Source organism: Duganella rhizosphaerae (assembly GCF_040364205.1).
Lineage (GTDB): Bacteria > Pseudomonadota > Gammaproteobacteria > Burkholderiales > Burkholderiaceae_D > Rugamonas > Rugamonas rhizosphaerae.
In genome coordinates this window covers 23,582-45,615 of sequence record NZ_BPWK01000008.1, presented here as the reverse complement: position 1 = coordinate 45,615, position 22,034 = coordinate 23,582, and the positions used below count along the sequence as shown (strand labels likewise).

Genomic DNA, 22,034 nt, shown 5'->3' with positions numbered 1-22,034 from the left:
ATTCGACGCCGTACCAGGAGACAGCATCACATGAGCAAACCCACTGCAGCACCGGCGGCAATGACACGTCGCGACTATGCATGGCATCGCATGGACACCGACAAGAACCTGATGGTCATCAACAGCATCCTGCTGTTCGAAGGCGCGGTCGACATGGAGCGGCTGATTTCCACCATCGGCCTGCGCCTGCCCAACTACCCGCGCTTCACGCAGAAGGTGGTGCAGCGGCGCGGCCGTCCGCACTGGGTGGAGGACGACCAGTTCAACATCGCCCAGCACATCAAGCTGGAACAGATGTCGCAGGAGGTAAGCCGCGAAGAACTGCAGGCCCACATGACCCGCATCGCCCACCTGCCGCTGGAGCGTGACCGGCCGATGTGGCACATGACGGTGCTGGACCGCGTCAACGGCGGCCACGCCATCGTGTTCCGCGTCCACCACTGCATCACCGACGGCCTGGGGCTGGTGCACGTGCTCAATCACCTGACCGACGATAACGGCGTGCATGGCCGCACGCCCTCGCCGGTCGGTCATCCGCACCGCGCCACGGTGGCGCACAACGCCGTGTGCTCGGCGGTGGCGCGCGGCGTCTCCTGGCTGAAGATTGCCTTCCACGTGGCGCGCCTGTCGGTGCTGTGGCCGGACGCGCCGAGCCAGTTCAAGGCGCCGATGACCGGCGCCAAGCAGCTGGTGTGGCTGCCGCCGCTGGAAATGGACCGCGTGCGCGCCATGTCCAAGCGCATGGGCGTGACCTTGAACGATGTATGGGTGGCGGCCGTTTCCGGCGCGCTGCGCCAGTACCTGGGCGAACGCGGACAGCGTCCCGATGGCCGCGCGCTGCGCGCCGCCGTCACCTTCAACCTGCGCGAGAAGGCCAACGCCTTCCAATTGGGGAACGAGTTCGGCCTGGTGGCGGTGGAGCTGCCGACCAACGTCGACGACCCGTGCGTGCGCCTGCGCCAGTCCAGCGAACGCATGACAGCCATCAAGCGCTCGCACCAGCCGCGCGCCACGATGGCCTTCCTGTCGATCGCCGGCTGCCTGCCGACCGCCCTGCAGCACTTTGCGCTGAACCTGTTCACCTCCAAGGGCTCGGTGGTGCTGACCAATATCGAGGGACCGGGCAGCCGCCGCTACCTGGCCGGCTCGCGCATGACGGACCTGATCTGCTGGGTGCCGCAGGCGGGCAAGCTGGGCGTGGGCCTGGCCTTCATCTCGTATGCGGGCCAGATCCAGCTGGCCCTGTTCGTCGACACCGACCTGGTGCCGGATCCGGAGCGCCTGATGGCGCTGACCTACGACGCCTTCGAGGAACTGGAGCTTGCCACTCGGGCAGTACCTGCCGAAGCGCCGGCGGATGCCACTGACACCGAACTGGCAAACGCCCGGATGGCCGCAGCCCGTTAATCACCGGCTGCCGCCACCATGTGCCTCGCTATAATTCCTCATAGGAAATTAACTTAATTTGCAAAACAAGTACCGCAAATGCACACGCAATAAGGATTGAATCGGGAAAACCAACCACAAATTTTTGATAGCGATTAAATAGTGCCGACGCAATGAGAAAAGCAGGAAATACGTAATTTGTTGCCTGCCTCTTGATTCTGAGTTTGCTTGCGCATACAGGGCATTGAATAGTCCTTCGACCAAAAGAGCTTAGGTGATCAAGAAGAGTAATCGCGTTATTTTTACAATGCGGACATTTATACATGGCTGCACAGTTAAAAATTGTCCCAGTCGATAAACTCCCTATCAACCTCCTCGTCCGGAGTGCTGATAAAGGATTCAATTTCCACCATCGCCAACCGGTACGCATCAACACCTTTCGCCGACTCACCCATCTGCGGGTCCACATACAGAGCATCGAGATGTTCCGCCAAGGCCGCAGCGCAAAGGCATTGGACGGCAAAGTCAACCGTAGTGCGGCCACTGGCAGTGCTGAAGCCAAAGCCATCTTCATCTGTCCAGAACTCAAAATATGCCGACGCAGCCACGTTGACGTCCAGCCGTGTAAGGCTGGCTGGCGAGGACAGCACTTTGATAATCAATACGCCAGTTTTACACTCGGATGAAAAGTCCGGCGGAAATTCTGCCGTTATGCCGCGCTTGGCTAAGGCAGGTATCCAAATCGCAGGCAAGTTGGCGGGGCGCAGGTTACTCTGAACTTCTAGTGAAAATGCCATCTCTGTTCCTAAATTAGTCTGATTGAAGAACTATACCGTGACGTCCAAATAAAAATGTCACACATTGTCACTTTTGACAATGTTGCCTTGGCCGTCGTCATACCTCCGTCATATTCGACAAGTACATTCAGCTACCGCGCGTGATGTATTCCGGCGCATTTTCTGAACCAAGGATTTATCATGCGACTGAATGAAACCGATTTGATGGAACGCGTACAGCGCGAACTGACCGACAGCTATGACGAAGAGCTGGAGATGGAACTGGAAGACCGCGAGATCGATCCAGTCACCCGCGAAGTGCTGGTGAACGAGCGCAGCGAAGAAGCCAAGGAAGCCCGCCGCCAGTACTTTCGCGAGCTGTTCCGCCTGCAAGCGGAGCTGGTCAAGCTGCAAGACTGGGTGGTCCACACCGGCCACAAGGTGGTGATCCTGTTCGAAGGCCGCGACGCCGCCGGCAAGGGCGGCGTTATCAAGCGCATCGTGCAGCGCCTGAATCCGCGCGTGTGCCGCGTGGCCGCGCTGCCGGCGCCGAACAACCGCGAACGCACGCAGTGGTACTTCCAGCGCTACGCCTCGCACCTGCCGGCGGCCGGCGAGATCGTGTTGTTCGACCGCAGCTGGTACAACCGCGCCGGCGTCGAACGCGTGATGGGCTTCTGCACCGACGACCAGTACGAGGAATTCTTCCAGACCGTGCCGGAGTTCGAGCGCATGCTGGCCCGCTCGGGCATCCAGTTGATCAAATACTGGTTCTCGATCTCGGACGAGGAGCAGAACGCGCGCTTCCTGGGCCGCATCCACGATCCGCTCAAACAGTGGAAACTGAGCCCGATGGACCTGGAATCGCGTCGCCGCTGGGAGGAATACACCAAGGCCAAGGAGATTATGCTGGAACGCACCCACATCCCGGAAGCGCCGTGGTGGGTGGTGCAAGGCGTGGACAAGAAGAAGGCGCGCCTGAACTGCATCCACCATCTGCTGCAACAGATGCCATACGTGGAAGTCGAGCATCCGACGATCCAGCTGCCGGAACGCGAATACCACGAAGACTATGTGCGCCGCCCGGTGCCGGCCGAAATCATCGTGCCGGAAGTGTACTGAGTGGCCCCTGTGTGCTAGAGTTGCCAGATTGTTCATGTGAGGAGATCGACATGCAACTCGGCGCATTTTCCATCAGCCTGGCGGTCAAGGACCTTGCCGCCTCGCGGGCTTTTTATGAAAAACTGGGCTTCAAGGAATTCGGCGGCAACGCCGCGCAGAACTGGCTGATCCTGAAGAACGGCGACCATATCATCGGCCTGTTCCAGGGCATGTTCGAGAAGAATATGCTGACCTTCAATCCGGGCTGGGACCAGGACGCCAAGGCGCTGGACGGCTTCACCGACGTGCGCGAGATCCAGCGCCAGCTGAAGGCGCAGGGTGTCGTACTCGCCGCCGAGGCCGACGAGAACACCACCGGTCCCGCCAGCATCATCCTCACCGACCCGGACGGCAATCCCGTCTTGATCGACCAGCACCTGTGACATCAGCGTGAGCAGAATCGATCACCTCACCGTTACGGCGCCGACGCTGGCCGCCGGCGCCGCCTTTGTTTTCAGAACGCTGGGCGTAACGCCGCAACCTGGCGGCGAGCATCCGCGCATGGGAACCCACAACTTGCTGCTGCGGTTAGGCGACGCGCTGTTCCTGGAAATCATCGCACCGAATCCGGCGGCGTCCTTGCCCGGACGTCCGCGCTGGTTCGCGCTCGACGACCTGGAGGCGAATGCCGAGCCGGCGCTACGCACCTGGGTGCTGAGAACCGACGGCATCAACTCGGCGACCGCCGTCAGCACCGAGGATCTGGGCCGGGTGGAGTCGATGTCGCGCGGACAGCGCAACTGGCTGATCACCATTCGGGCCGACGGTTCCATCGCGTTGGATGGTGTGGCGCCGGCGTTGATCGAGTGGGATGACCATCCGCACCCTGCCACCGGTTTGACAGACCAAGGCCTGTCGCTGGTAAAACTAGAGATTTTCCATCCCGATCCGCGGCGGGTCTCGGCCCTGCTGACTTCCCTCGCGCTGTCGGATGTGGTTGAATGCCGGCCTGGCGACCAGCCGCGCCTGGTCGCCCACATCAACACGCCGCAAGGTATGAAAGAACTTTCCATATGAGCCTTGGCCACGTCACCCCTATCCTGCGTATCCAGGATCCATCCGGCAACCGCCTGACGTTTGTCTCGACAGAGGGCGATCAGTAATGGCCTGGCTGATCATCAAATACCTATTAACGTCCCTGGTCGTCGTCGGCGTGTCCGAGTTCGCCAAGCGCAGCGACCGCATCGGCGGCCTGGTCGCCGCCCTGCCGCTGGTGACGCTGCTTGCGCTGATCTGGCTGTATATCGAAAAACAACCCGAACAGAAGATCGCCAATCACGCCTGGTACACCTTCTGGTACGTGGTGCCGACGCTGCCGATGTTCCTGGCGTTTCCGGCGCTGCTGCCACGGATCGGCTTCTGGCCGACTCTGCTGGCCTGCATCGTCATCACGATCGTCTGCTTCGGGTTGTTCGCACTGCTGGTGCGTCGATTCGGCATCGACTTGCTGTAGCGCTTAGAAACGGTGACGCAAGCCGACGGTGAGCTGGCGATTGCCGATGCCCGGTTCCTCGCTGTTGCCCTCCGTGTAACCGCCGCCGTTATGGTTGCGTATCATCGCGTACGACGTGTAGATGTCGGTACGGCGTGAGAACGCGTACATATAAGCCAACGCATACTGCTGCGCATCCTGGTTCCGTATCGTGCGGTCATTCTTGCGGATATAGGTCACCACCACGGTGCTGAAGCCAAACGGCGCCGACACGCCAAGCAGCATGTCCGTACTGTCGGTCGACGCGACCGGCGCCGGACCCGCGAAATTGACAATCGAGCTGTTGAGCGGCGCACTGTTCAAACCCCGGTCGACGCCATAACCGAACCAGGCCTTGGCCGGGCCGAAATCGTAGTTTGCGCCCAGCAGCGTATTGCGTGCCGTGCCGGTATTTTTCAGCGTCGCCGTGTCGTTGTTCTTGTTGTGGTAGGCCAGGCGCACATTCAGCGGTCCATTGCTGTAGCCGAATGAGCCGCCCAGTGCCCGGCTGGCGCTCTGGTCGCCCGCCACCTCGCCGGCCACATACATGGCGTCGGCGCTGAAGCCGTTGATGGTCGGCGTACGGTACAGCACCGAGTTACCGGCGCGGAAACCCGTCGACGCCATCAGATTGTTGGAGCGCGCGACGCCGTTACGCAACGGATCGACGATGGTATTGAGGGTCGTGAACAGCGGAGTGTCCTGCAGGCCGATGGAAACGGCGCCGTACTTGCTGCCCAGCCCGACGATGCTGGTGCGTCCGAACAGCGTGTTGTTCTGGGTGGAGCTACCGTTGTCGGCATGGATGCCGCCCTCGATCACAAAGAAGGCCGTCGCACCGCCTCCCAGGTCCTCGCTGCCACGGAAGCCCCAGCGGCTTTGGGTCGCCATGCCGCTGGTGGCGCGGGTTGAGGTGCCGGCGATACCGCCGCGGTCCTGGGAAATACCCATGTCCATCACACCATAGAAAGTCACGTTACTTTGCGCGAAAGCGGCGCCGTTGCAAGTGGTAAGGACGAGCGCACCCAGCGCATATATGCTTTTTTTCATTTTTTATCTCCAGGGATTTAAGCGCGTACGGGGTCGGGAATCGCTTCGATCTTGCCGAGTACGAATACAAACGAGACGATGCCAATCAACAAAATGACGCCTGCAACCATGAATGCGTTGGTGAAGGAGTTGGTGGCGCCGACGATCATGCCGGTGACGATAGGCGCAGCCGCGCCCATCAGATTGTTGGCGAAGTTCATGATGCCGCCGATGGTGCCGGCGCCGCCCTTGGGTGCGATCAGCGAAGGCAAGGACCAGCCCACCGGCGCCGCCGAAGCCAGGCCGCCCAGCGCGATCGAGATCCAGAAAATCGCCCAGACCGGATCGGTAGTCTGCGTGGCGCCGAACACAGCCAGGCCCAGCACCATGCCGCATACCAGCACGCCCTTGCGCACCAGCGATTCGTCCTTGCCGCGCGAGATCAGGTGATCGATCAGCCAGCCGCCGACGAACAGGTCAGCCACCGTCGCCACCAGCCACGGGATCGCGGCGAAACCTGCCGACTTGAGAATACTCATGTGCATGGTCTGCACCAGGTAGCCGGGCAACCAGGTCAGGAACAGGTAGAACGAGTAGCCATACGCCGCGAAGCCGATGGTCAGGCCCCAGATCTTGGATTTGGTCAGCAGATAGCCCAGCATGTTCAACGCGCCGGCTTCGGACGGGCCTTCCGGCGAAGCGCCGCCTTCCTGGATGTAGCGCAGCTCTTCCTTGCTCAACTTGGGATCGGCGCTGGGATCGCGGTACAGCACATAGAACGCGATGAAGTAGCTGAAGCTGAGCACAGCGGTCAGGCCAAAGCCCCAACGCCAGCCGAAGGTAACGATGGTCAGCGCCAGCAGCGGCACGCCGATCACGTTGGAGAACTTGGCGGCGGCGTCGAAGATGGCCGTAGCCATGCCGCGTTCATGGCGCGGGAACCAGTAGCCGGTGGCCTTGGCGCTGACCGGGAACGCGGGCGCCTCGGCGATGCCCAGCAGGATGCGGGCGGCGAAGATGCCGGCGAAGCCGCTGGAAAACGCGGTGATGGTCGCGGCCAGGCCCCACAGGAAAGCGCCCCAGCGGCCGACGCGGGTCGGACCGAAGCGGTCCATCACCATGCCGACCGGAATCTGCAGCAGCGAGTAGGACCAGGCGAAGGCGCTGAACAGCAGGCCCAGTTCTACCGGCGTCAGGTTGAACAGCTCCTTGATCTGCGGCGCGGCCACGGACAGGCCGATACGGTCGATGTAGTTGATCAATACGCCGACGCCCAGCAGCGCGCCGATGCCCCAGCGCCGTTTTGGAATCTTTGTGGTCATTGTTGTTTTCATGGTATCTCCAGATGAGTGTTGGATTGCCCGCTATTGCTGCGGCTATGGGTGCTGCAAAATAAGACTGACCAGCTGCCGTGGCGGCAAGGTCAGGTCCAGACGCAGGCCGGCTTCATCGGCCTGCAATGGTTCAAGGTCGCGCAACTGGCTGTCGAGCAGACTGGGTGGCATGTAATGGCCGGTGCGCGCTTGCATGCGGCCTTCGATGACGGCGCGTTCGCCGCTCAGGTGGGCAAAGCGCAAGTCCGGGTCGGCCTCACGCAGCAAATCGCGGTAGCGGCGCTTGAGGGACGAGCATGACAACACCAGCCCCTCGCCCCGCTGTGCCGCTTCGCGGATTTTGCCTTGCAGCGTCAACAGCCAGCCGGAGCGGTCGTCGTCATTGAGCGGTATGCCGGCCGACATCTTGGCGACGTTTTCCGCCGGGTGAAAACTGTCCCCCTCAAGGAACGGCAGGCCAAGTTCGGCGGCCAGGCGCGAGCCGATTTCGCTCTTCCCGCAGCCGCTGACACCCATGACTACCCACCGACTCACTGCACTACTGTTCATACTCGCCCCTTCGTTGTTAGCGCTAACATGTTGTGTAGTGTAGCGATTCATGAGGCGTTGTAAAGAATATTCCATGCTGCGTCGCAGCAAGTGTGGCGCCATGTGGACGCCGATATGATAGCGCTATCACTCCAAATTAAAAAAAAACGGCAAGTGCTATGTGCACTTGCCGGGCTAAAACGACTCAGTACGGTGTCTGCGTGTAGGGACGCGCCGCGCCGCCCTTGCCCCAATCGGTGTTGGGCTTGCTGGACATGGTGAATACCAGCTCGCCGCCCGCAGTGATCTGGTCATGGCGCAGGAAGCTTTGCGCCAGCGGCTTGCCGTTCAGCGTGACGCCGGCGACGTACACATTCTCCGCGCTCAGGCCCACGCTGCGGATGGTGAAGACCTTCCCGTTCGGCAGGTTCATCACCGCCTTGTCCAGGAACGGACGGCCGATCACGTACTCGTTGCTGCCCGGCGCCACCGGATAGAAACCCAGCGCCGTAAAGGCCAGCCAGGCCGACATCTGCCCCAGATCGTCGTTGCCGGACAGGCCGGCCGGCGTCGTGTTGTATTGCGACGCCACCACCTGCGTCAAACGCTTCTGCGTCTTCCACGGCGCGCCGGCGTAGTTGTACAGGTAAGCCACGTGGTGCGAGGGCTCGTTGCCATGCGCGTAGTGGCCGATCAGGCCGGAGATGTCCTCCATGTGGGCGTACACCTTCTCGTCCACCTTGGCGTCGAACATCATGTCTATCTTGTTCTGCAAGCCGGCATCGCCGCCCAGCATCTTGATCAGGCCCGCGTTATCGTGCGGCATATACCAGGAATACTGCCACGCGCTGCCTTCCGTGTAGTCGCTGCCGAAGTTGGACAGCACCGGATCGAACGGCTCGCGGAAAGTGCCGTCGGACTTCTTCGCGCGCAGGAAGCCGGTCTTGGTGTCGAAGGAGTTGCGGTAGTTCTGCGCCCGCTTGTAGTAGCGCGCGGCGACATCCTTCTTGCCCATCTTCTCCGCCATGCGGGCGATGGTCCAGTCGTCGAAGGCGTATTCCACCGTCTTCGATGCGGCCTCCGGTTCCAGGTCGATCGGCACATAGCCCAGCTTCATGTAGTGCTGAAGGCCGCCGTAGGGACCATATTCCGCGCTGCTGGTCATCGCCTTCAAGGCCTCTTCGGCGTCGAAGCCCTTCAGGCCCTTCATGTAGGCGTCTGCGATCACCGGCACGGCGTGATAGCCGATCATGCACCAGGTCTCAAGCCCGTGGAACTGCCACACCGGCAGGATGCCGTATGGGCTGGCCTTCTGCGATTCGATCAGCGAGCGCACGAAGTCCACATTGCGCTGCTCCGGCTGGATCAGCGTCAGCAAGGGATGCAGCGCGCGATAGGTATCCCACAGCGAGAAGGTGGAGTGGAAGCGGAAGCCCTGCGCCTGGTGCACTTCGTTGTCCGGCCCACGGTAGCGGCCATCGCGGTCCATGAACAGGCTCGGAGCCAGCATGCTGTGATACAGCGCCGTGTAGACCATCTTGCGCATGTCGGGCGCCGCTTCGATAACCACCGCGCCCAGCGCCTCGTTCCAGGCGGCGGAGGCCTTGGCGCGTTCGGCGTCGAAATCCCAGCCCGGCATTTCGCCCAGGTTGGCGATCGCGCCCTCCTCGCTGACGGCCGAAATGGCCACCTTCACTTCCAGCTGGCCGTCGGCCGGCACGCCGAAGTCGAGCGCGCCGACCAGCGCCTTGCCCTCGACCATGGCCTTGTCGCCAGGACCGCTGCCCGGACCGGCGAAGCCCTTGTACTCGACGTCCGCCTCCATATTGCGCAAGGCGCGCGATGTCAGTGGATGCGAGAACGCGATCGCGAAGTAGAGCTGGCGGCCCGCAGCCCAGCCGCGCGTTTCGCGCATGCCGGTGATCAGCGTGTTGTCGCGCACGCGCAGGCGTGACCACAGGTTCTTGGCCTTGTAGTCGTAGATGCTGCTGCGCAGGTCCAGTATCACCTTGGCTTCCGCACCCTTGGCATAGCGGTAGCGGTGCAGGCCTACGCGCTCGCTGGCGGTCAGCTCGACATCGACCTCGTTGTCCATCAGCTTGACGGCGTAGTAGCCCGGCTCCGCGTGTTCATCCTGGTGCTTGAAGCGCGAGCGGTAGCCGCTGAAGGGACGTTCCGGATAGCCCGGTTCCAGCTTGGTCTCGCCGCTGTATGGCATCAGCAGCAGGTCGCCCAGGTCGGAGTGGCCGGTGCCTGAGAAGTGGGTATGAGAGAAGCCCAGTATGCTGTCGTCCTCGTAGCGGTAGCCGGCGGCCCACGGATAGCTTTGGCGGAACGGTCGCACCTGCGTGTCGGGACTCAGCTGGATCATGCCGAACGGCCGCGCCGCGCCGGGGAAGGTATGGCCGTCGCCGCCGGTGCCGATGAACACATCGACGGCGGCGGCAGGACTCGACGGCTGCGCGGCAAGGGCAGGAAGGGCCAGCGCCAGCGCGAGTGCGCCGGCAGGTATCAGTTTAGTGGCGTACATTCGGCTTCCAGAGGTAGGGACGATCCAACTTTATAGCGCTGGACGCCGCACCGGTCAACCGCATGGCTTCATGCAAGCCGTTTGTTTAGCGTATCCGCTAAACAAACGCCCTATTTGTACCAGGGACGCGTTATTTGCAGCGGCCGCACATCGAGCCGCAGGTTCAGGATCGAATAGGCCTCCGAGCTTGCAGACGCGTAGCCGACGCTGTCCACCAGGCGGCTGAACTTGAACTCGAAGCCCAGATCCTGGCGCGGCTGGCCAGGCGCGGCGGTGGCGATGCCGATCGCCTCTGCCTGCGAATTGTCGATCAGCTTTTCCATCATCACCAGCACGGCGTTGTGGCCGAGGATATCGGCGGAATACACCGGCTCCCTCAAGGCCGGCTTTTGCGGATCGACCTTGCCGTCCACCTTGTCGGCCGACGGCGTGAACTGGCCCGTCCGCAGGTTGTAGCGATCGCCGCGATCGAGATAGCTGATGCGCACATTCGAGATATTGAAGTCCTTGCCGCCATCGCTGGCCGCCTGCGACAGGTCGAGCAGCAGCGCGCCCTGGTAACCCAGCACCTCGACCTCCCGCGCCGGATTGATCACCATCGCGGTATTCTCGTCGATGCCCAGGCCAAGCTTGTAGCCCTTCTTCAGCATGGCCGGCAGCATGCGGGCGAAGCGGCCGCGCGCCAGCAGGTGCTGGTCGACGAAGACATCGCTGCCGACGAAACCCAGTCCCGGCGCCAGCTCGCGGCCATCGTTGACGCCCTGCGCGAGCGTGCCGAACACGGTCTTGGCGTTGTAGTACATGGTGCTGCTCATGATCGCGGCACCGGCGCTGCTGCCGGCGATGACGCCGCCGCGCCGGTAGACATCCCAGATCGCCTCCAGCACCGCCGTGCGGCTGCCATCCGGACGGACCAGCGCCTGCGTGATCAGCGCCTGGTCGCCGCCAGTGAAATAGACCCCGCCGGCCGCGCGGATCGCCCCGGCCAGCGCGGCGTCGTCGGCGTCGCGGCGATAGTCGCGATCCTTCAGGTTGACCGACACCGGCACCACGAAGGCGGACGCGCCGTAACGATTCAGATAATTGGCCAGGTTGGCGCCGGAACGCTCTGGATTGGCCGCGGCGCTCGGCAGCACCGCGATACGCGCGCCCGCGCCACCCGCCAGCTGCACCACGCGCTGCCAGACCACGGTGTTGTCGGCCCGCAGCGCACCGCCGACGATCACCAGAGAGCCTTGGGGCGCAACGTCCGCCGCGACTACCTGTGTGCACCACATGACGGCAGCCGCCAGCAAACCAAGAAAACGAACCATACGATATTCCCAATTAATACCGGCGGCGTCGGAGCGGCGCCGCCGGTAAAGCCAGATTACTTGAAAGCGTAATTTACACTGACAAACGCGCTTCTTCCACGTGGATCGGTGTAGGTGGGATCATACCCGGCCAGGAAGTAGTATGCCTGATTGGAGTACGGCGGCGCCGTATCGGCCAGGTTAAGAATCCCCGCCCGCACTTTGAACTGCTTGCTCACGGTCCAACTACCGGTCAGGTCCCACAGGGAGTACGGCTTCACGCGGCGCGACGGCAGCACCGTATCGCTGACCGGATCGTAGGTGGTGTTCTGATCCACGTAGCCGGAAGAGAACTGATTCGCCAGCGTCAGGCCGAACGGGCCGCGATCCCACCCAAAGCTGATCCTGTGGCGCCACTTCTGTATCACCTGATCGTTCAGGAACGAGCCCAGGTTGCTGCGCAGCGGCTCCAGCGGACCAAACTGGCGCTCATACTGCAGGACCAGCGTGCCGGTCATATTGACGCTGAAGCGCCCCGCGGCGCCGGCCGCACTCTTGTAGTCGATCCCCAGATCCAGGCCGGAGGTATTCAACTTCCCCTGGTTTTCCTTTTGCAGAACAATGTTGGTGATGTAGCCGTCGGCGTCCCGCTGGATGTACTTCCCTTCGTATTTGGCGGCATTGTCGACGATGATTTGTTCGCCCAGCGTGCTGATAACGTCGCTCTTGCGGATGTCCCAGTAGTCCAGCGTGAGATTGAGCTCGCGGCTTGCCTCGAACGCCACGCCGAGCGAGAACTGGCGCGACTTCTCGGGCTTCAGATTCGGATTGGAGCGGCGTTCGACCGGATACTGGTCGGTACAGCCGTCGATGCTGTCCAGGCCCGTTTTCACGCACACCGGATCGGTCAGGAAGCTCGACGCGCTGCCATAGGTGGTGGGACGCTTCAAGTCCGACAGCGACGGCGCGCGGAAGCCGGTGCCGGCCGAGCCGCGCAACACCAGCTGCTTCACCGCCGCCCAACGCACGCCCAGCTTGGGATTGGTGGTGGAGCCGACTTCGCTGTAATGGTCGTAGCGCAGCGCCGCCTGCAGTTCCAGGTGTTTGGTCAACGGCGCATTAATCTCGCCATAAACCGAGTACACGGTGCGGCTGTCGTCGGTGGCCTTCAGATCGGTGGTCGAGCCGGCAGCCAGGCCGGAATCGCGGTCGCCGGCGATGTTATTCGACAGCAGCAGCGCCGACGGCGTGAACGTGGTGTTTTCGCGGCGGCCTTCGGCGCCGATCGCCAGTCCCAGGTCGCCGCCTTCCAGGCTGGCCAAGGTGGTCGAGACCTTGCCATCCACCTGCGTCGACGTCCCCCTCGATCTACGCGCCTCGTCGTTGACCTTGATGCTGTTGATCAGATCCCGCCCCGCCTGCGAAGAAGGGCCGAAGGGGTTGATGGCGCCTGAACGCACGCCGGCGTCGAATTTATCGTACAGCACATAACCGTCGACGTACTTGTCGACCGCCTTGTTCTCCGCGCGCGACAAGCCGGCGTCGTAGTCCCACCCGGCCACCGTGCCCGTCGCGCCCAGCACCATGCGCTGCGCGTCGCTGGTCACCTGATTGGTGCGATTGCCCGCCTCGGTCATCCGGTAGCGGATACCGCTGAAGGTCGCCGGCAAGCCCGGCGCGCTCAACGCCGCCCGGTAGAGGGATGGCAGCAGGCTGACCGGCAGGCTGCGGATGCGCTGCGGATTCGGGCTCAGGACATAATCGGATTTCGCCTCGGACTGCACCAATTCCAGGAACACCTGATGGTCGGGATGCACCTGGAACGTGGCGCGGCCGATGAAGCCGATCTTGCTCGCTTCCGGATAGATCTCGGTATCTTCCATGTAGTCATAGCTGCAGCCCAGCGCCCCTCCCGGCCCCTTGGGCGCATACACCGTTGCCGGCGGCGCGCAATTGGGCGCACTGGGGTTGATGCGGGTGGCTGTGGCGCCCTTGGGCAGCACGCCGGCGGCGATCAGCGCATTGCGCTGCGCGCCATTGATGTCGATATTGGCCGGATAGGTGTTGCTGGACATGAGGGCCGGCAGATTGGCCGCCAGCGGGCGGTTCTTGATGAAGTCGCGCTGGCTGGAGCGCAAGGAATCGAGCTGCTGCACGTCCAGCACGCCGAATACATTGAAGCGGTCCGTGGTCAGGTCGCCATGGCCGGCGCTGATGCTGGCGGTGCGCTTGCCGGCGCCGCCCTGCTGCGTGCCGGCCATCGACCCATTCAGCTCAACCCCGGTATAGTCCTTGCGGGTGATGAAGTTGATCACGCCGCCGATCGCATCGGTTCCATAGATCGCCGAAGCGCCGTCCTTGAGCACCTCCACCCGCTGAATCGCGCCCGCCGGAATATTGTTCAAGTCGACGCCGGCGTTGTCGCCGGGCGAAGCAAAGTTGGCGAGGCGCCGCCCGTTGAGCAGCACCAGCGTGGACGACACGCCGATCCCGCGCAGATTGGCGCCATTGAATCCGCGCTGTCCCGACGTGCCGTCGGTGATGCTGGCGCCGTCCGACAGCGGCGCGGTATTGGCGCTGATGTTCTTCAGCAGTTCGGCGGCGGTGGTGACGCCGCTCTTGTCGATATCCTCGCGGCGAATGACCTGCACCGGCAGCGCGGTTTCCGCGTCGATGCGTTTGATGGAAGAACCGGTAATCTCCACGCGCTGTATTTTCTGGCCCAGGTCCGAGGACTGGGCGTGCGCGACCTGGCCCGGCAGGCCGATGGCCGCCGTCATGCCGAGCGCCAGCCGGATCGCTCCCGCCAGCTTGTTATACCGTTGCGCCTGCGGCGCCGTTCCTATCTGATGCAGACTCATTCCCAACTCCCTGTTGAAGTTTTGATGCGGTTATGTGGCTCCGCTTTTCGCGGTGCGCTTCTTCACCTTTGTAGTACCGGCGCGGCCGGCGTTCCTGGTGTTCTTGCTGCCTGCGGGGCCGTACAGGTAGGCGGATATCGCCTCCGTCAAGCGCGCGGCTTTTTCTACGTTGTCCTTGTTCGAAACCATCAGCGATACCGCCAGCGCCTCGATCACCGCAACCGCCGCCGTCGAGCTGCTCGGCAGCACGGCATGGCCGCTGTTGGCGTACAACACATGTTCCGAAACTTCCACCAGCGGCGACGCCGGCGCATCGGTAATCGCGATCACGCAGGCTTTGTGATCGCGTGCATACTGCGCCAGGCGGATCACGTCCAGCGCATAGCGCGGGAAGGAGATCACCACCAGCACATCGTTGGCGCCGATGTTGGCCAGGTGGCCGGCGGCCACCTCGGTGCCGCCCTGTCCCGCAGCTTCCACCACATGCGCGCAAAACGGCTGCAGATGCAGCGACAGCAGGCCGGCCAGGTAAGACGACAGGCCGAAACCCAGCACATACACGGTGCGCGCCCGGCTGAGCTTTTGCACCGCCTGCACCATCTCCGACTGCGACTGCGCATTGCGCGTGGCGGTGATGTTGGCCAGCGCGTACTCCATGCTCTGATCCCCCGGCCATACCGAGCCTTCGCGGTTCTCTATCGTGTGACGCAGCTTGTCGACCGGCTGCATCTCCGAATGCAGCGTCTCGGCCACGGCGCTGCGCATCGCGGCGTAGTTGGCGAAACCGATATCGCGCGCAAAACGGCTGATGGTGGCCGTCGACACCTGGCATCCCTCCGCCATCTCGTCGATCTTCAACGCAGTCACCCGCATCGGATTGCGCAGCACGAAGTCGGCGATGCTGCGGTTCGAGGTCGAGCCTTCGGCCAACACCCCGGACAGCGTGTGGCCAATCGACGACTGGGCGAAAGCGACATCCGCCGACGAACTGCGCGCTGCCATCACGGTTTTGTTTGCTGATTTACTGTTAGTCATACAGCTCTCCTTTTCCGAAAGACCGTAAGCATACTTACATTTTCGAAAAATTTGGAATCCTATTTTCAGGCAACTGTAGCAACGGGAAAAACAAAACTCAACCATTTTCTGAAAACTGGCTTACATTTATTTACTTTGTGAAAATTACGATACATAATCGACCGCAATCCAACAACCTGCCCACGCCGGGCATACCATCGCCATGAGAACGCAAACACACGCCATATCGGCGCAGCACAGCAGTGCCGCCTTCGAGCTTCACAGCTTCCACTTCGGTCCCGCCGGATGTAAGCGGGCTTACATCCAGGCCTCGCTGCACGCGGACGAAGTGCCGGGAATGCTGGTGGCGCAACACCTGCGGAACCGACTGAAAGCCCTGGAGAGCGCCGGCAAACTGCGCGGCGAGGTGGTGCTGGTCCCCGCCGCCAACCCGATCGGCTTGTCGCAAGCCATCCATGGCATGCCGTTCGGGCGCTTCGACCTGGCGACCGGCGCCAACTTCAACCGCGCCTATCGGCACGTGGCGGAAGAATTGAAGCTCTCGCTGGAGGGACAGCTGGGCCAGGACGCGGAGGCGAATATCCGCGTCATTCGCCGGCACGCCGCTGCCGCCCTCGCCGCCTGGCTCCCCGCCACCGACAGCGAGAGCCTGAAGAAAACCTTGCTGCAATTGGCAATTGAGGCCGACATCGTGCTCGATCTGCATTGCGACAACGAGGCTGTCATGCACGTCTACGCGGGCACGCCGCTGGCCGCCGCCATCGCTCCGCTGGCCGCGCTGATCGGCTCCCAGGCCACGCTACTGGCCATGGCCGCCGGCGGCGAGCCGTTCGACGAGGCATGCAGCCGGCTGTGGTGGGATCTGGCGGCGCACTTCGGCGAACGCTATCCGATCCCGCCCGCCTGCCTGGCAGCGACCATCGAGCTGCGCGGCGAGATGGACGTTTGCCACCAGCTGGCGCAAGGCGACGCGGAGGCCTTGCTGCGCTTCCTGGCCCTGAACGGCATCATCGACTGCCCGGACCTGACGGCGGCGCCGCTGCCGCAGGCGCTGTGCGCGCCGTCGCCGCTGGAAGCAGTGGAGCCCTTGCTGGCGCCGCATGCGGGCGTCCTGGTCTACCGCCAGCCGCTGGGCGCGCGCGTCGAAGCGGGCGCCGTGCTGGCGGAACTGATCGATCCGGTCACCGGCGAAACCACCGAATTGCGCTGCAAGGTCGCCGGTATATTTTTCGGCCGCAGCGCGCACCGCCACGTCCTGCGCGGCATGAATGTCGGCAAAGTCGCCGGCCACACGGCGTTCCGCGTCGGATCTTTACTGAGCCTGTGACCATGAAACTCAAACTACCGCACACCTTTGTGCTGCTGTTCGCGATCCTGATGCTGATCGCCGCCGCCACCTGGCTGGTGCCCGGGGGCCAGTACAACACCCACGCCGTCGACGGCAGGCAGCTGGTCGACCCATCCAGTTTCCATGTGGTGGCCGGCCATCCCCAAGGCCCGGTGCAGTTGCTGATGGCGCCGATCAAGGGTTTCACCGAGGCGGCGCTGATCATCGGCTTCGTCCTGATCGTCGGCGGCGCCTTCGCCGTGCTCCAGAAGACCGCGGCGATCGACGCGCTGATCGGCACCATCGCCCGGGCACATGCCGATTCACCGCTGGTCAGGGCGATGCTGATACCCATGTTCGTGACGCTATTTTCGCTGGGCGGCGCGACCTTCGGCATGAACGAGGAGGCGATCCCTTTCATCCTGATCTTCGTGCCGTTGGCGCTTGCGCTGGGCTACGATTCGATCGTCGGCGTCGCCATCCCGTTCCTCGGTTCGCAGGTCGGCTTTGCGGCGGCCTTTCTCAATCCCTTCAATGTCGGCATTGCGCAGGGCATCGCCGGCGTGCCGCTGTTCTCCGGGATGGCCTATCGCCTGCTGGTATGGGCCGTCGCCACCGCCGTCACGATCGGCTTCCTGATGTGGTACGCGGCCAGGATCAAGGCAACGCCGGCGAGCAGCCCGACCTACCGTCTCGATCTGCAAAAACGCGTTGAACCGACACCGCAGACCGCGACGGAGCAAGTGCCGGACATGTCGGGCACCCACAAGGCAGTGTTGTGGATCTTCGCCGCCACGCTGGCGGCGATGGTGCTGGGCGTGGTGCGCTACGGCTGGTTCATCGAAGAGATCGCGGCGCTGTTCCTGGCGATGGCCATCGTCGTCGGACTGGCGGGGCGCCTGACTTCAGACCAGTTGACCGAGGCCTTCATCCACGGCGCCCGCGACCTGGTGGGCACGGCGCTGGTGATCGCGCTGGCGCGCGGCGCCATGGTGCTGGCGCGGGACGCCCATATCATCGACACCATGCTGCACGCGCTGATGCCGCTGGTGTCGTCCAGCAGCCCGGTGTTCGCCGCGCAGAAGATGTTTGTCATGCAAAGCGTGATTAATTTCTTCATCCACTCCGGCAGCGGCCAAGCCGCGCTGACCATGCCCATCATGGCGCCGCTGGCCGACCTGGTGGGCATCTCGCGCCAGACCGCGGTGCTGGCCTACCAGTTCGGCGAGTTCACCACGCCGATGATACCGACATCGGGCATCACGGTCGGCGTGCTGGCGCTGGCCCGGATTCCGTGGCTTACCTGGGCCAGGTGGATGATACCCTTGCAACTCGCTTACGCGGCGCTGGCGTTGCTGTTGCTAATCCCCCCCTGCCTGAATGGCTGGCAGTAGGCGCCGAATTGGACTACCATGGTAAAAAACCAACACGGAAAGAGATCATGGTATCGAGCATTTCATCGGGCAGCGCACACCGGGCGGAATTAAGCGCCAGCGCGCAGGACCAGATCAGCACGATCCTCAAGAGCATCAAGACGTTGCGCAAGAAAGTGGCCCTGCTCCAGAAACAGCTGATGAATACCACCGATCCGGCGACGCGCCTGACACTGGCGAAGGAAATCGAAGACCTGCAGCGCACCATCCAATTGCTGGAACGGCAGATCGTCCAGATCGAAGAAGCGGAAAAGCGCCGCGCCAGGAACAGGCAGGAGGCCAGGCACGCCATGGCAATCGAGAGCGCCACCGGTGATCAGCACAGCAAGCCTAAGATTTGACCTGACAACCTTTGTGAGATGGGTTAAAGTTTTCTTCTGATCCCGCTCATGGATGATCGACCTATGGAATCGACGATTCAAAGTGAAGAGTTCATCAGGTTGAATTTCCCCAGGCTGGCGGCTGCGCTGGAATACATGCCGGTTGGCGTCACCATTGTTGACTGCGACTTGACCATCAGGTTCTGGAACCCCGCCTTTTGTCAATTGCAGGGGTTTCCGGTTGAGGTGATGCATCCCGGTGTCACCATGGCCGAAGTGTTCCGTTTCATCGCGATGCGCGGCGACTATGGGCCGGGCGATATCGACGCACTGGTGGCCACCCGGGTGGAACTCTGTCTGAAGTTCCAGCCTCACAATTTCACTCGCACCAGGGTGGATGGCGTTGTGCTGAATATCATAGGCCGCCCCATCTATGGCATCGACGGTGCGATCAGTGGTTTCGTCACTATCTATCACGATGTGACCTCTGAAAAGCACTACGAGGAACAGCTCGAGGCCAAAAACAAGGAGCTGCAGCAGGCCAAGCAACTGGCCGAGGCGGCGAGCGTAGCCAAGGGGCAGTTCCTGTCCAATATGAGCCACGAAATCCGCACGCCGCTGAACTGCGTGATCGGCATGGCCCATCTGGCCTTGAAGACCGAGCTGGACCCGCGCCAGCGCGACTACCTGGAAAAAATCCGCTTCGCCGGCGAGCACCTGCTGGGCATCATCGACGACATCCTCGATATTTCCAAGATCGAGGCCGGCAAGCTGGATATCCAGCACATCGACTTCTCATTGGACCAGGTGGTGCAAACGCTGACCACGGTGGTGGCGCCAAAGGCGGCTACCCGCAACCTGGAACTGGTGTTCGACCTGGACCCCACGTTGCCGCCGATGCTGGTGGGCGATCCGCTGCGGCTGGGACAGGTGCTGATTAACTACGCCAACAACGCCATCAAGTTCAGCGAGCAAGGCAGGATAGAGATCCGCGTGCGCAAGATGGTCGGCGACGCCAACGATTGCCTGGTGCGCTTCGAAGTGAGCGACCAGGGCATCGGCCTGTCCAAAGCGGAAATGGACAAATTGTTTATCTCCTTCCAGCAGGCCGACACGTCGACCACGCGGGAATACGGCGGCACCGGCCTCGGCCTGGCGATCTGCAAGGAGCTGGCCCAGTTGATGGGCGGCGATGTCGGCGTCCTCAGCCAGCCGGGGGTTGGCAGCACGTTTTGGTTCACGGCCCAGCTTGGCGTGTCGTACCAGACCGTGCCTGCGCTGATCAACCAGATCGGCGACGCCGCCGGCGAGCTGCTGGCCAGCGCCTGCACGTCGGCCATGATGATGGCATTGAAGGCGGCCCGCATACTGCTGGTCGAGGACAATATCTTCAACCAGCAAATTGCGCAGGAAATGCTGGAAGAAGCCGGCGTCACGGTCAGCCTCGCCAGCAACGGCGCCGACGCGCTGGAACTGCTGCGCACATCCGATTTCGACTGCGTTTTGATGGACTTGCAAATGCCGCTCATGGACGGACTGGAAGCGACCCGCCACATCCGCACCGACCCGCAACTGAGCCATATCCCGGTATTGGCGATGACGGCCACCGCCACCACCGAAGCACGGATGCGCTGCATCGATGCCGGCATGAACGATTTCATTTCGAAGCCCGTCCAGCCGGCCCTGATGTACCAGACCGTCGCCAATTGGCTGCCTGCGCGTGTGCCGTCGGCAGAGCCGCGGCGGCCGCAGCCGGCCTTCGAGTCCCGATTCGGTGGCGACTCGGCCGTGATCGATTTATCGGTGCTGGCCGAGCTGCTCGGCGACGACCTGGGCAAGGTGCGCAAATTCGCCTTTAAATTCCTGCTCAGTTCGCAGGAGGGTATCCGCGAGATAGAGGCCGCGCTGGCGCGTGGCGATGTGCAGAGGGTGCGCGAACTGGGTCACCGGTTCAAGTCGGCCGCACGCAGCGTCGGCGCTTTCCGCATGGCCGATCTGAGCGAGGATCTGGAGCAACTGCCACAGACTGAGGCGGCCAGCGAGGTGACGGCCGCCCTCTCCATCGTGACGCAACTGAAAGACTTGTTGCAACAAGTGACGCAGCAAGTCGTGCAGAACACCGCCTGTTCCACTGAGGATTGAGCCGCTGTGTTGGAAACTTTGGTAATATGAGTGATTGCTTTTTACATCACTTTCATGCGCGAACACCTGCTTACTCCTTCGTTGTCCGCTTCAGGGCCGCCGGTCTCGCTGTATTCGATTCGATCGAGCTTTTTCGTCGCGTTTCTCGGTGGTCCAGCCGCACTCATACTGTACTCGACGCTTAATTCGTGGCGGCTGCGCCGTACGCTGGATATTCCAGCCTACCTGGTCGCCATCGTGCTGCTCATGCTGCTGATCTATGGCGCTCGCGACGACGTCAGCTATTTCGCATGGTTACGCCAGGAGCTGGGGAGCGACGCCGGCAAATTCCTGTCGCGCGCCCTCGCGCTGGGACTGTGCGGGGTGTTTTACCTGCTGCACAAGAAACAGCATCGATCGGCCTCGCTGTTCAACAGCACAGCGCCCTCGCCGTGGATACCGGCCATCGTCTGCATGGCGCTCGGTTACGGCGCCACGATGGGTCTTGCCGCCATTCTGTTCCAGGTTCAGCCATGAGCGACCTGACCTTGCTGTCGCCGCGCGATTACGTCGCTCAACTGAACGGGCTGACAGAGCGCCGGCGCTATCAACAGGCGCGCGCCCTGCTGTCGGAAGCGCTTCAACAATATCCTCAGGACAGTCAACTGCTGTTCGTCTCGGCCCACATTGACTACCTGACCGACGACAAGGAGTCAGCGCGGCAGACGCTGCATACGATCCTGGCCCAGGACCCGCTGCACTACGCGGCCCGTTCGCTGATGATCAACGTGCACGAAGACAGCGAAGAGCTGGAACAGGCCGAACTCATCATCATTGAACTGCTCCGGGAATATCCGGAGGACGCATTCCAATATGCCCGCTACGCGATGCTGATGTATCGCACGCTGCACATCGACAAGGCCAAGGAGCTGGCGCGCGAGGCGCTGCGCCTGGAACCGGAAGACGAACTGGCGCTGACCGCCTGCCTGATCGGCGACATCATCGACGGCCGCCGCGGCGCCGAAGCGGCCAGCCTGGCCAATCTGATGCGCGGCCATCCCGATAGCCAGACCACGGCGCGCATGCTGGTCAGCTATCTGGTGAGCCGGGGGCGCTACCGCGCAGCCAAGCGCATCGCCGTCGAGCTATTGCAGCTTTACCCGCACTCCCAGGAGATCCTGGAGCTGGTGGTAAAGCTAGATGCCCTCAGCCACTGGAGCATGCTGCCCCTGTGGCCATTGAATCGCTGGGGCTGGGGTGCGTCGGCGGCGTTTTACTTCATCACTTTGCTGGCGATGAACCTGATCCGCAAGGACGCGCCGACGATTGCGGGCATCGCCACCTGGACCATTCTCGGATATTGCGCCTACTCCTGGGTCTATCCTCCCCTTTTAACGCGCTGGCTGAAACGCCGCGCAGGAATTTAAACA

19 protein-coding genes are annotated in these 22,034 nt (G+C 62.4%); 11 read left to right on the top strand and 8 right to left on the bottom strand.

Annotated elements, in window-relative coordinates; translation table 11 throughout:
- Nucleotides 1-30 precede the first annotated feature (30 nt).
- Nucleotides 31-1,407 carry a wax ester/triacylglycerol synthase family O-acyltransferase gene (locus RUGAMON1_RS18080; RefSeq protein ID WP_445231811.1) on the top strand — a complete coding sequence of 459 codons (1,377 nt, stop codon included), beginning with the start codon at nucleotides 31-33 and terminating at the stop codon, nucleotides 1,405-1,407.
- Nucleotides 1,408-1,721: 314 nt separating this feature from the next.
- On the opposite strand, the gene RUGAMON1_RS18075 is transcribed toward RUGAMON1_RS18080, so the two are convergent.
- Nucleotides 1,722-2,183 carry a hypothetical protein gene (locus RUGAMON1_RS18075; RefSeq protein WP_445231810.1) on the bottom strand — a complete coding sequence of 154 codons (462 nt, stop codon included), beginning with the start codon at nucleotides 2,181-2,183 and terminating at the stop codon, nucleotides 1,722-1,724.
- A 180-nt stretch (nucleotides 2,184-2,363) separates the two neighbouring features.
- Between RUGAMON1_RS18075 and ppk2 the strand changes: the two genes are divergently transcribed.
- From ppk2 to RUGAMON1_RS18055, 4 genes are all read left to right on the top strand, one after another.
- Complete coding sequence (gene ppk2 / locus RUGAMON1_RS18070; RefSeq protein ID WP_445231809.1) at nucleotides 2,364-3,284, top strand: polyphosphate kinase 2; 921 nt, start codon at nucleotides 2,364-2,366, stop codon at nucleotides 3,282-3,284.
- 50 nt (nucleotides 3,285-3,334) lie between these two features.
- Nucleotides 3,335-3,706: a VOC family protein gene (locus RUGAMON1_RS18065; RefSeq protein WP_445231808.1), complete on the top strand. Its 372-nt coding sequence runs from the start codon at nucleotides 3,335-3,337 to the stop codon at nucleotides 3,704-3,706.
- Between the two features lie 7 nt (nucleotides 3,707-3,713).
- Nucleotides 3,714-4,340 (top strand): VOC family protein, encoded by a 627-nt coding sequence (locus RUGAMON1_RS18060; protein WP_445231807.1) that lies wholly within the window; start codon nucleotides 3,714-3,716, stop codon nucleotides 4,338-4,340.
- Between the two features lie 85 nt (nucleotides 4,341-4,425).
- Nucleotides 4,426-4,776: a DUF3147 family protein gene (locus tag RUGAMON1_RS18055; protein ID WP_445231806.1), complete on the top strand. Its 351-nt coding sequence runs from the start codon at nucleotides 4,426-4,428 to the stop codon at nucleotides 4,774-4,776.
- Between the two features lie 3 nt (nucleotides 4,777-4,779).
- On the opposite strand, the gene RUGAMON1_RS18050 is transcribed toward RUGAMON1_RS18055, so the two are convergent.
- The 7 genes from RUGAMON1_RS18050 to RUGAMON1_RS18020 form a co-directional block, all read right to left on the bottom strand.
- Nucleotides 4,780-5,844 carry a porin gene (locus RUGAMON1_RS18050; RefSeq protein ID WP_445231805.1) on the bottom strand — a complete coding sequence of 355 codons (1,065 nt, stop codon included), beginning with the start codon at nucleotides 5,842-5,844 and terminating at the stop codon, nucleotides 4,780-4,782.
- A 17-nt stretch (nucleotides 5,845-5,861) separates the two neighbouring features.
- Nucleotides 5,862-7,157, bottom strand: coding sequence for an MFS transporter (locus RUGAMON1_RS18045; RefSeq protein ID WP_116989079.1), 1,296 nt, complete (start codon nucleotides 7,155-7,157; stop codon nucleotides 5,862-5,864).
- 42 nt (nucleotides 7,158-7,199) lie between these two features.
- A complete protein-coding gene (locus RUGAMON1_RS18040) occupies nucleotides 7,200-7,673 on the bottom strand; it encodes a gluconokinase (protein WP_445232077.1) in 474 nt (157 codons plus the stop codon).
- A 217-nt stretch (nucleotides 7,674-7,890) separates the two neighbouring features.
- On the bottom strand, nucleotides 7,891-10,215 hold the full coding sequence (locus RUGAMON1_RS18035) for a GH92 family glycosyl hydrolase (RefSeq protein WP_445231804.1): 2,325 nt from the start codon (nucleotides 10,213-10,215) through the stop codon (nucleotides 7,891-7,893).
- Nucleotides 10,216-10,325: 110 nt separating this feature from the next.
- Entirely contained in the window at nucleotides 10,326-11,528 is a 1,203-nt protein-coding gene (locus tag RUGAMON1_RS18030; protein WP_445231803.1) for a cyanophycinase, read from the bottom strand.
- A 56-nt stretch (nucleotides 11,529-11,584) separates the two neighbouring features.
- Nucleotides 11,585-14,368 (bottom strand): TonB-dependent receptor, encoded by a 2,784-nt coding sequence (locus tag RUGAMON1_RS18025; RefSeq protein ID WP_445231802.1) that lies wholly within the window; start codon nucleotides 14,366-14,368, stop codon nucleotides 11,585-11,587.
- Nucleotides 14,369-14,398: 30 nt separating this feature from the next.
- Nucleotides 14,399-15,403, bottom strand: coding sequence for a MurR/RpiR family transcriptional regulator (locus RUGAMON1_RS18020; RefSeq protein ID WP_445231801.1), 1,005 nt, complete (start codon nucleotides 15,401-15,403; stop codon nucleotides 14,399-14,401).
- Between the two features lie 202 nt (nucleotides 15,404-15,605).
- On the opposite strand from RUGAMON1_RS18020, the gene RUGAMON1_RS18015 reads away from it, so the two are divergent.
- The 6 genes from RUGAMON1_RS18015 to RUGAMON1_RS17990 all read left to right on the top strand — a co-directional run bounded on the left by RUGAMON1_RS18015 (nucleotide 15,606) and on the right by RUGAMON1_RS17990 (nucleotide 22,031).
- The gene (locus tag RUGAMON1_RS18015; RefSeq protein WP_445231800.1) at nucleotides 15,606-16,730 is read left to right on the top strand and encodes a succinylglutamate desuccinylase/aspartoacylase family protein; all 1,125 of its coding nucleotides are present in this window, start codon (nucleotides 15,606-15,608) and stop codon (nucleotides 16,728-16,730) included.
- Nucleotides 16,731-16,732: 2 nt separating this feature from the next.
- Nucleotides 16,733-18,124 (top strand): YfcC family protein, encoded by a 1,392-nt coding sequence (locus tag RUGAMON1_RS18010; protein ID WP_445231799.1) that lies wholly within the window; start codon nucleotides 16,733-16,735, stop codon nucleotides 18,122-18,124.
- 47 nt (nucleotides 18,125-18,171) lie between these two features.
- Nucleotides 18,172-18,504 (top strand): hypothetical protein, encoded by a 333-nt coding sequence (locus tag RUGAMON1_RS18005; protein WP_445231798.1) that lies wholly within the window; start codon nucleotides 18,172-18,174, stop codon nucleotides 18,502-18,504.
- Between the two features lie 63 nt (nucleotides 18,505-18,567).
- Nucleotides 18,568-20,625, top strand: coding sequence for a response regulator (locus RUGAMON1_RS18000; protein WP_445231797.1), 2,058 nt, complete (start codon nucleotides 18,568-18,570; stop codon nucleotides 20,623-20,625).
- Between the two features lie 30 nt (nucleotides 20,626-20,655).
- Nucleotides 20,656-21,141, top strand: coding sequence for a hypothetical protein (locus RUGAMON1_RS17995; RefSeq protein ID WP_445231796.1), 486 nt, complete (start codon nucleotides 20,656-20,658; stop codon nucleotides 21,139-21,141).
- Nucleotides 21,138-22,031: a tetratricopeptide repeat protein gene (locus RUGAMON1_RS17990; protein ID WP_445231795.1), complete on the top strand. Its 894-nt coding sequence runs from the start codon at nucleotides 21,138-21,140 to the stop codon at nucleotides 22,029-22,031. The genes RUGAMON1_RS17995 and RUGAMON1_RS17990 overlap by 4 nt, the downstream gene beginning before the upstream one ends.
- Nucleotides 22,032-22,034 lie beyond the last annotated feature (3 nt).

What these genes read in the sequence shown, in the direction of transcription:
- RUGAMON1_RS18030 (WP_445231803.1), bottom strand. Translation starts at nt 11,528, where the DNA reads ATGGTTCGTTTTCTTGGTTTGCTGGCGGCTGCCGTCATGTGGTGCACA.
- ppk2 (WP_445231809.1), top strand. Translation starts at nt 2,364, where the DNA reads ATGCGACTGAATGAAACCGATTTGATGGAACGCGTACAGCGCGAACTG.
- RUGAMON1_RS18005 (WP_445231798.1), top strand. Translation starts at nt 18,172, where the DNA reads ATGGTATCGAGCATTTCATCGGGCAGCGCACACCGGGCGGAATTAAGC.
- RUGAMON1_RS18015 (WP_445231800.1), top strand. Translation starts at nt 15,606, where the DNA reads ATGAGAACGCAAACACACGCCATATCGGCGCAGCACAGCAGTGCCGCC.
- RUGAMON1_RS18020 (WP_445231801.1), bottom strand. Translation starts at nt 15,403, where the DNA reads ATGACTAACAGTAAATCAGCAAACAAAACCGTGATGGCAGCGCGCAGT.
- RUGAMON1_RS18075 (WP_445231810.1), bottom strand. Translation starts at nt 2,183, where the DNA reads ATGGCATTTTCACTAGAAGTTCAGAGTAACCTGCGCCCCGCCAACTTG.
- RUGAMON1_RS18010 (WP_445231799.1), top strand. Translation starts at nt 16,733, where the DNA reads ATGAAACTCAAACTACCGCACACCTTTGTGCTGCTGTTCGCGATCCTG.
- RUGAMON1_RS18055 (WP_445231806.1), top strand. Translation starts at nt 4,426, where the DNA reads ATGGCCTGGCTGATCATCAAATACCTATTAACGTCCCTGGTCGTCGTC.
- RUGAMON1_RS18065 (WP_445231808.1), top strand. Translation starts at nt 3,335, where the DNA reads ATGCAACTCGGCGCATTTTCCATCAGCCTGGCGGTCAAGGACCTTGCC.
- RUGAMON1_RS18050 (WP_445231805.1), bottom strand. Translation starts at nt 5,844, where the DNA reads ATGAAAAAAAGCATATATGCGCTGGGTGCGCTCGTCCTTACCACTTGC.
- RUGAMON1_RS18080 (WP_445231811.1), top strand. Translation starts at nt 31, where the DNA reads ATGAGCAAACCCACTGCAGCACCGGCGGCAATGACACGTCGCGACTAT.
- RUGAMON1_RS18045 (WP_116989079.1), bottom strand. Translation starts at nt 7,157, where the DNA reads ATGAAAACAACAATGACCACAAAGATTCCAAAACGGCGCTGGGGCATC.
- RUGAMON1_RS17990 (WP_445231795.1), top strand. Translation starts at nt 21,138, where the DNA reads ATGAGCGACCTGACCTTGCTGTCGCCGCGCGATTACGTCGCTCAACTG.
- RUGAMON1_RS18025 (WP_445231802.1), bottom strand. Translation starts at nt 14,368, where the DNA reads ATGAGTCTGCATCAGATAGGAACGGCGCCGCAGGCGCAACGGTATAAC.
- RUGAMON1_RS18000 (WP_445231797.1), top strand. Translation starts at nt 18,568, where the DNA reads ATGGAATCGACGATTCAAAGTGAAGAGTTCATCAGGTTGAATTTCCCC.
- RUGAMON1_RS18035 (WP_445231804.1), bottom strand. Translation starts at nt 10,215, where the DNA reads ATGTACGCCACTAAACTGATACCTGCCGGCGCACTCGCGCTGGCGCTG.
- RUGAMON1_RS18040 (WP_445232077.1), bottom strand. Translation starts at nt 7,673, where the DNA reads ATGGGTGTCAGCGGCTGCGGGAAGAGCGAAATCGGCTCGCGCCTGGCC.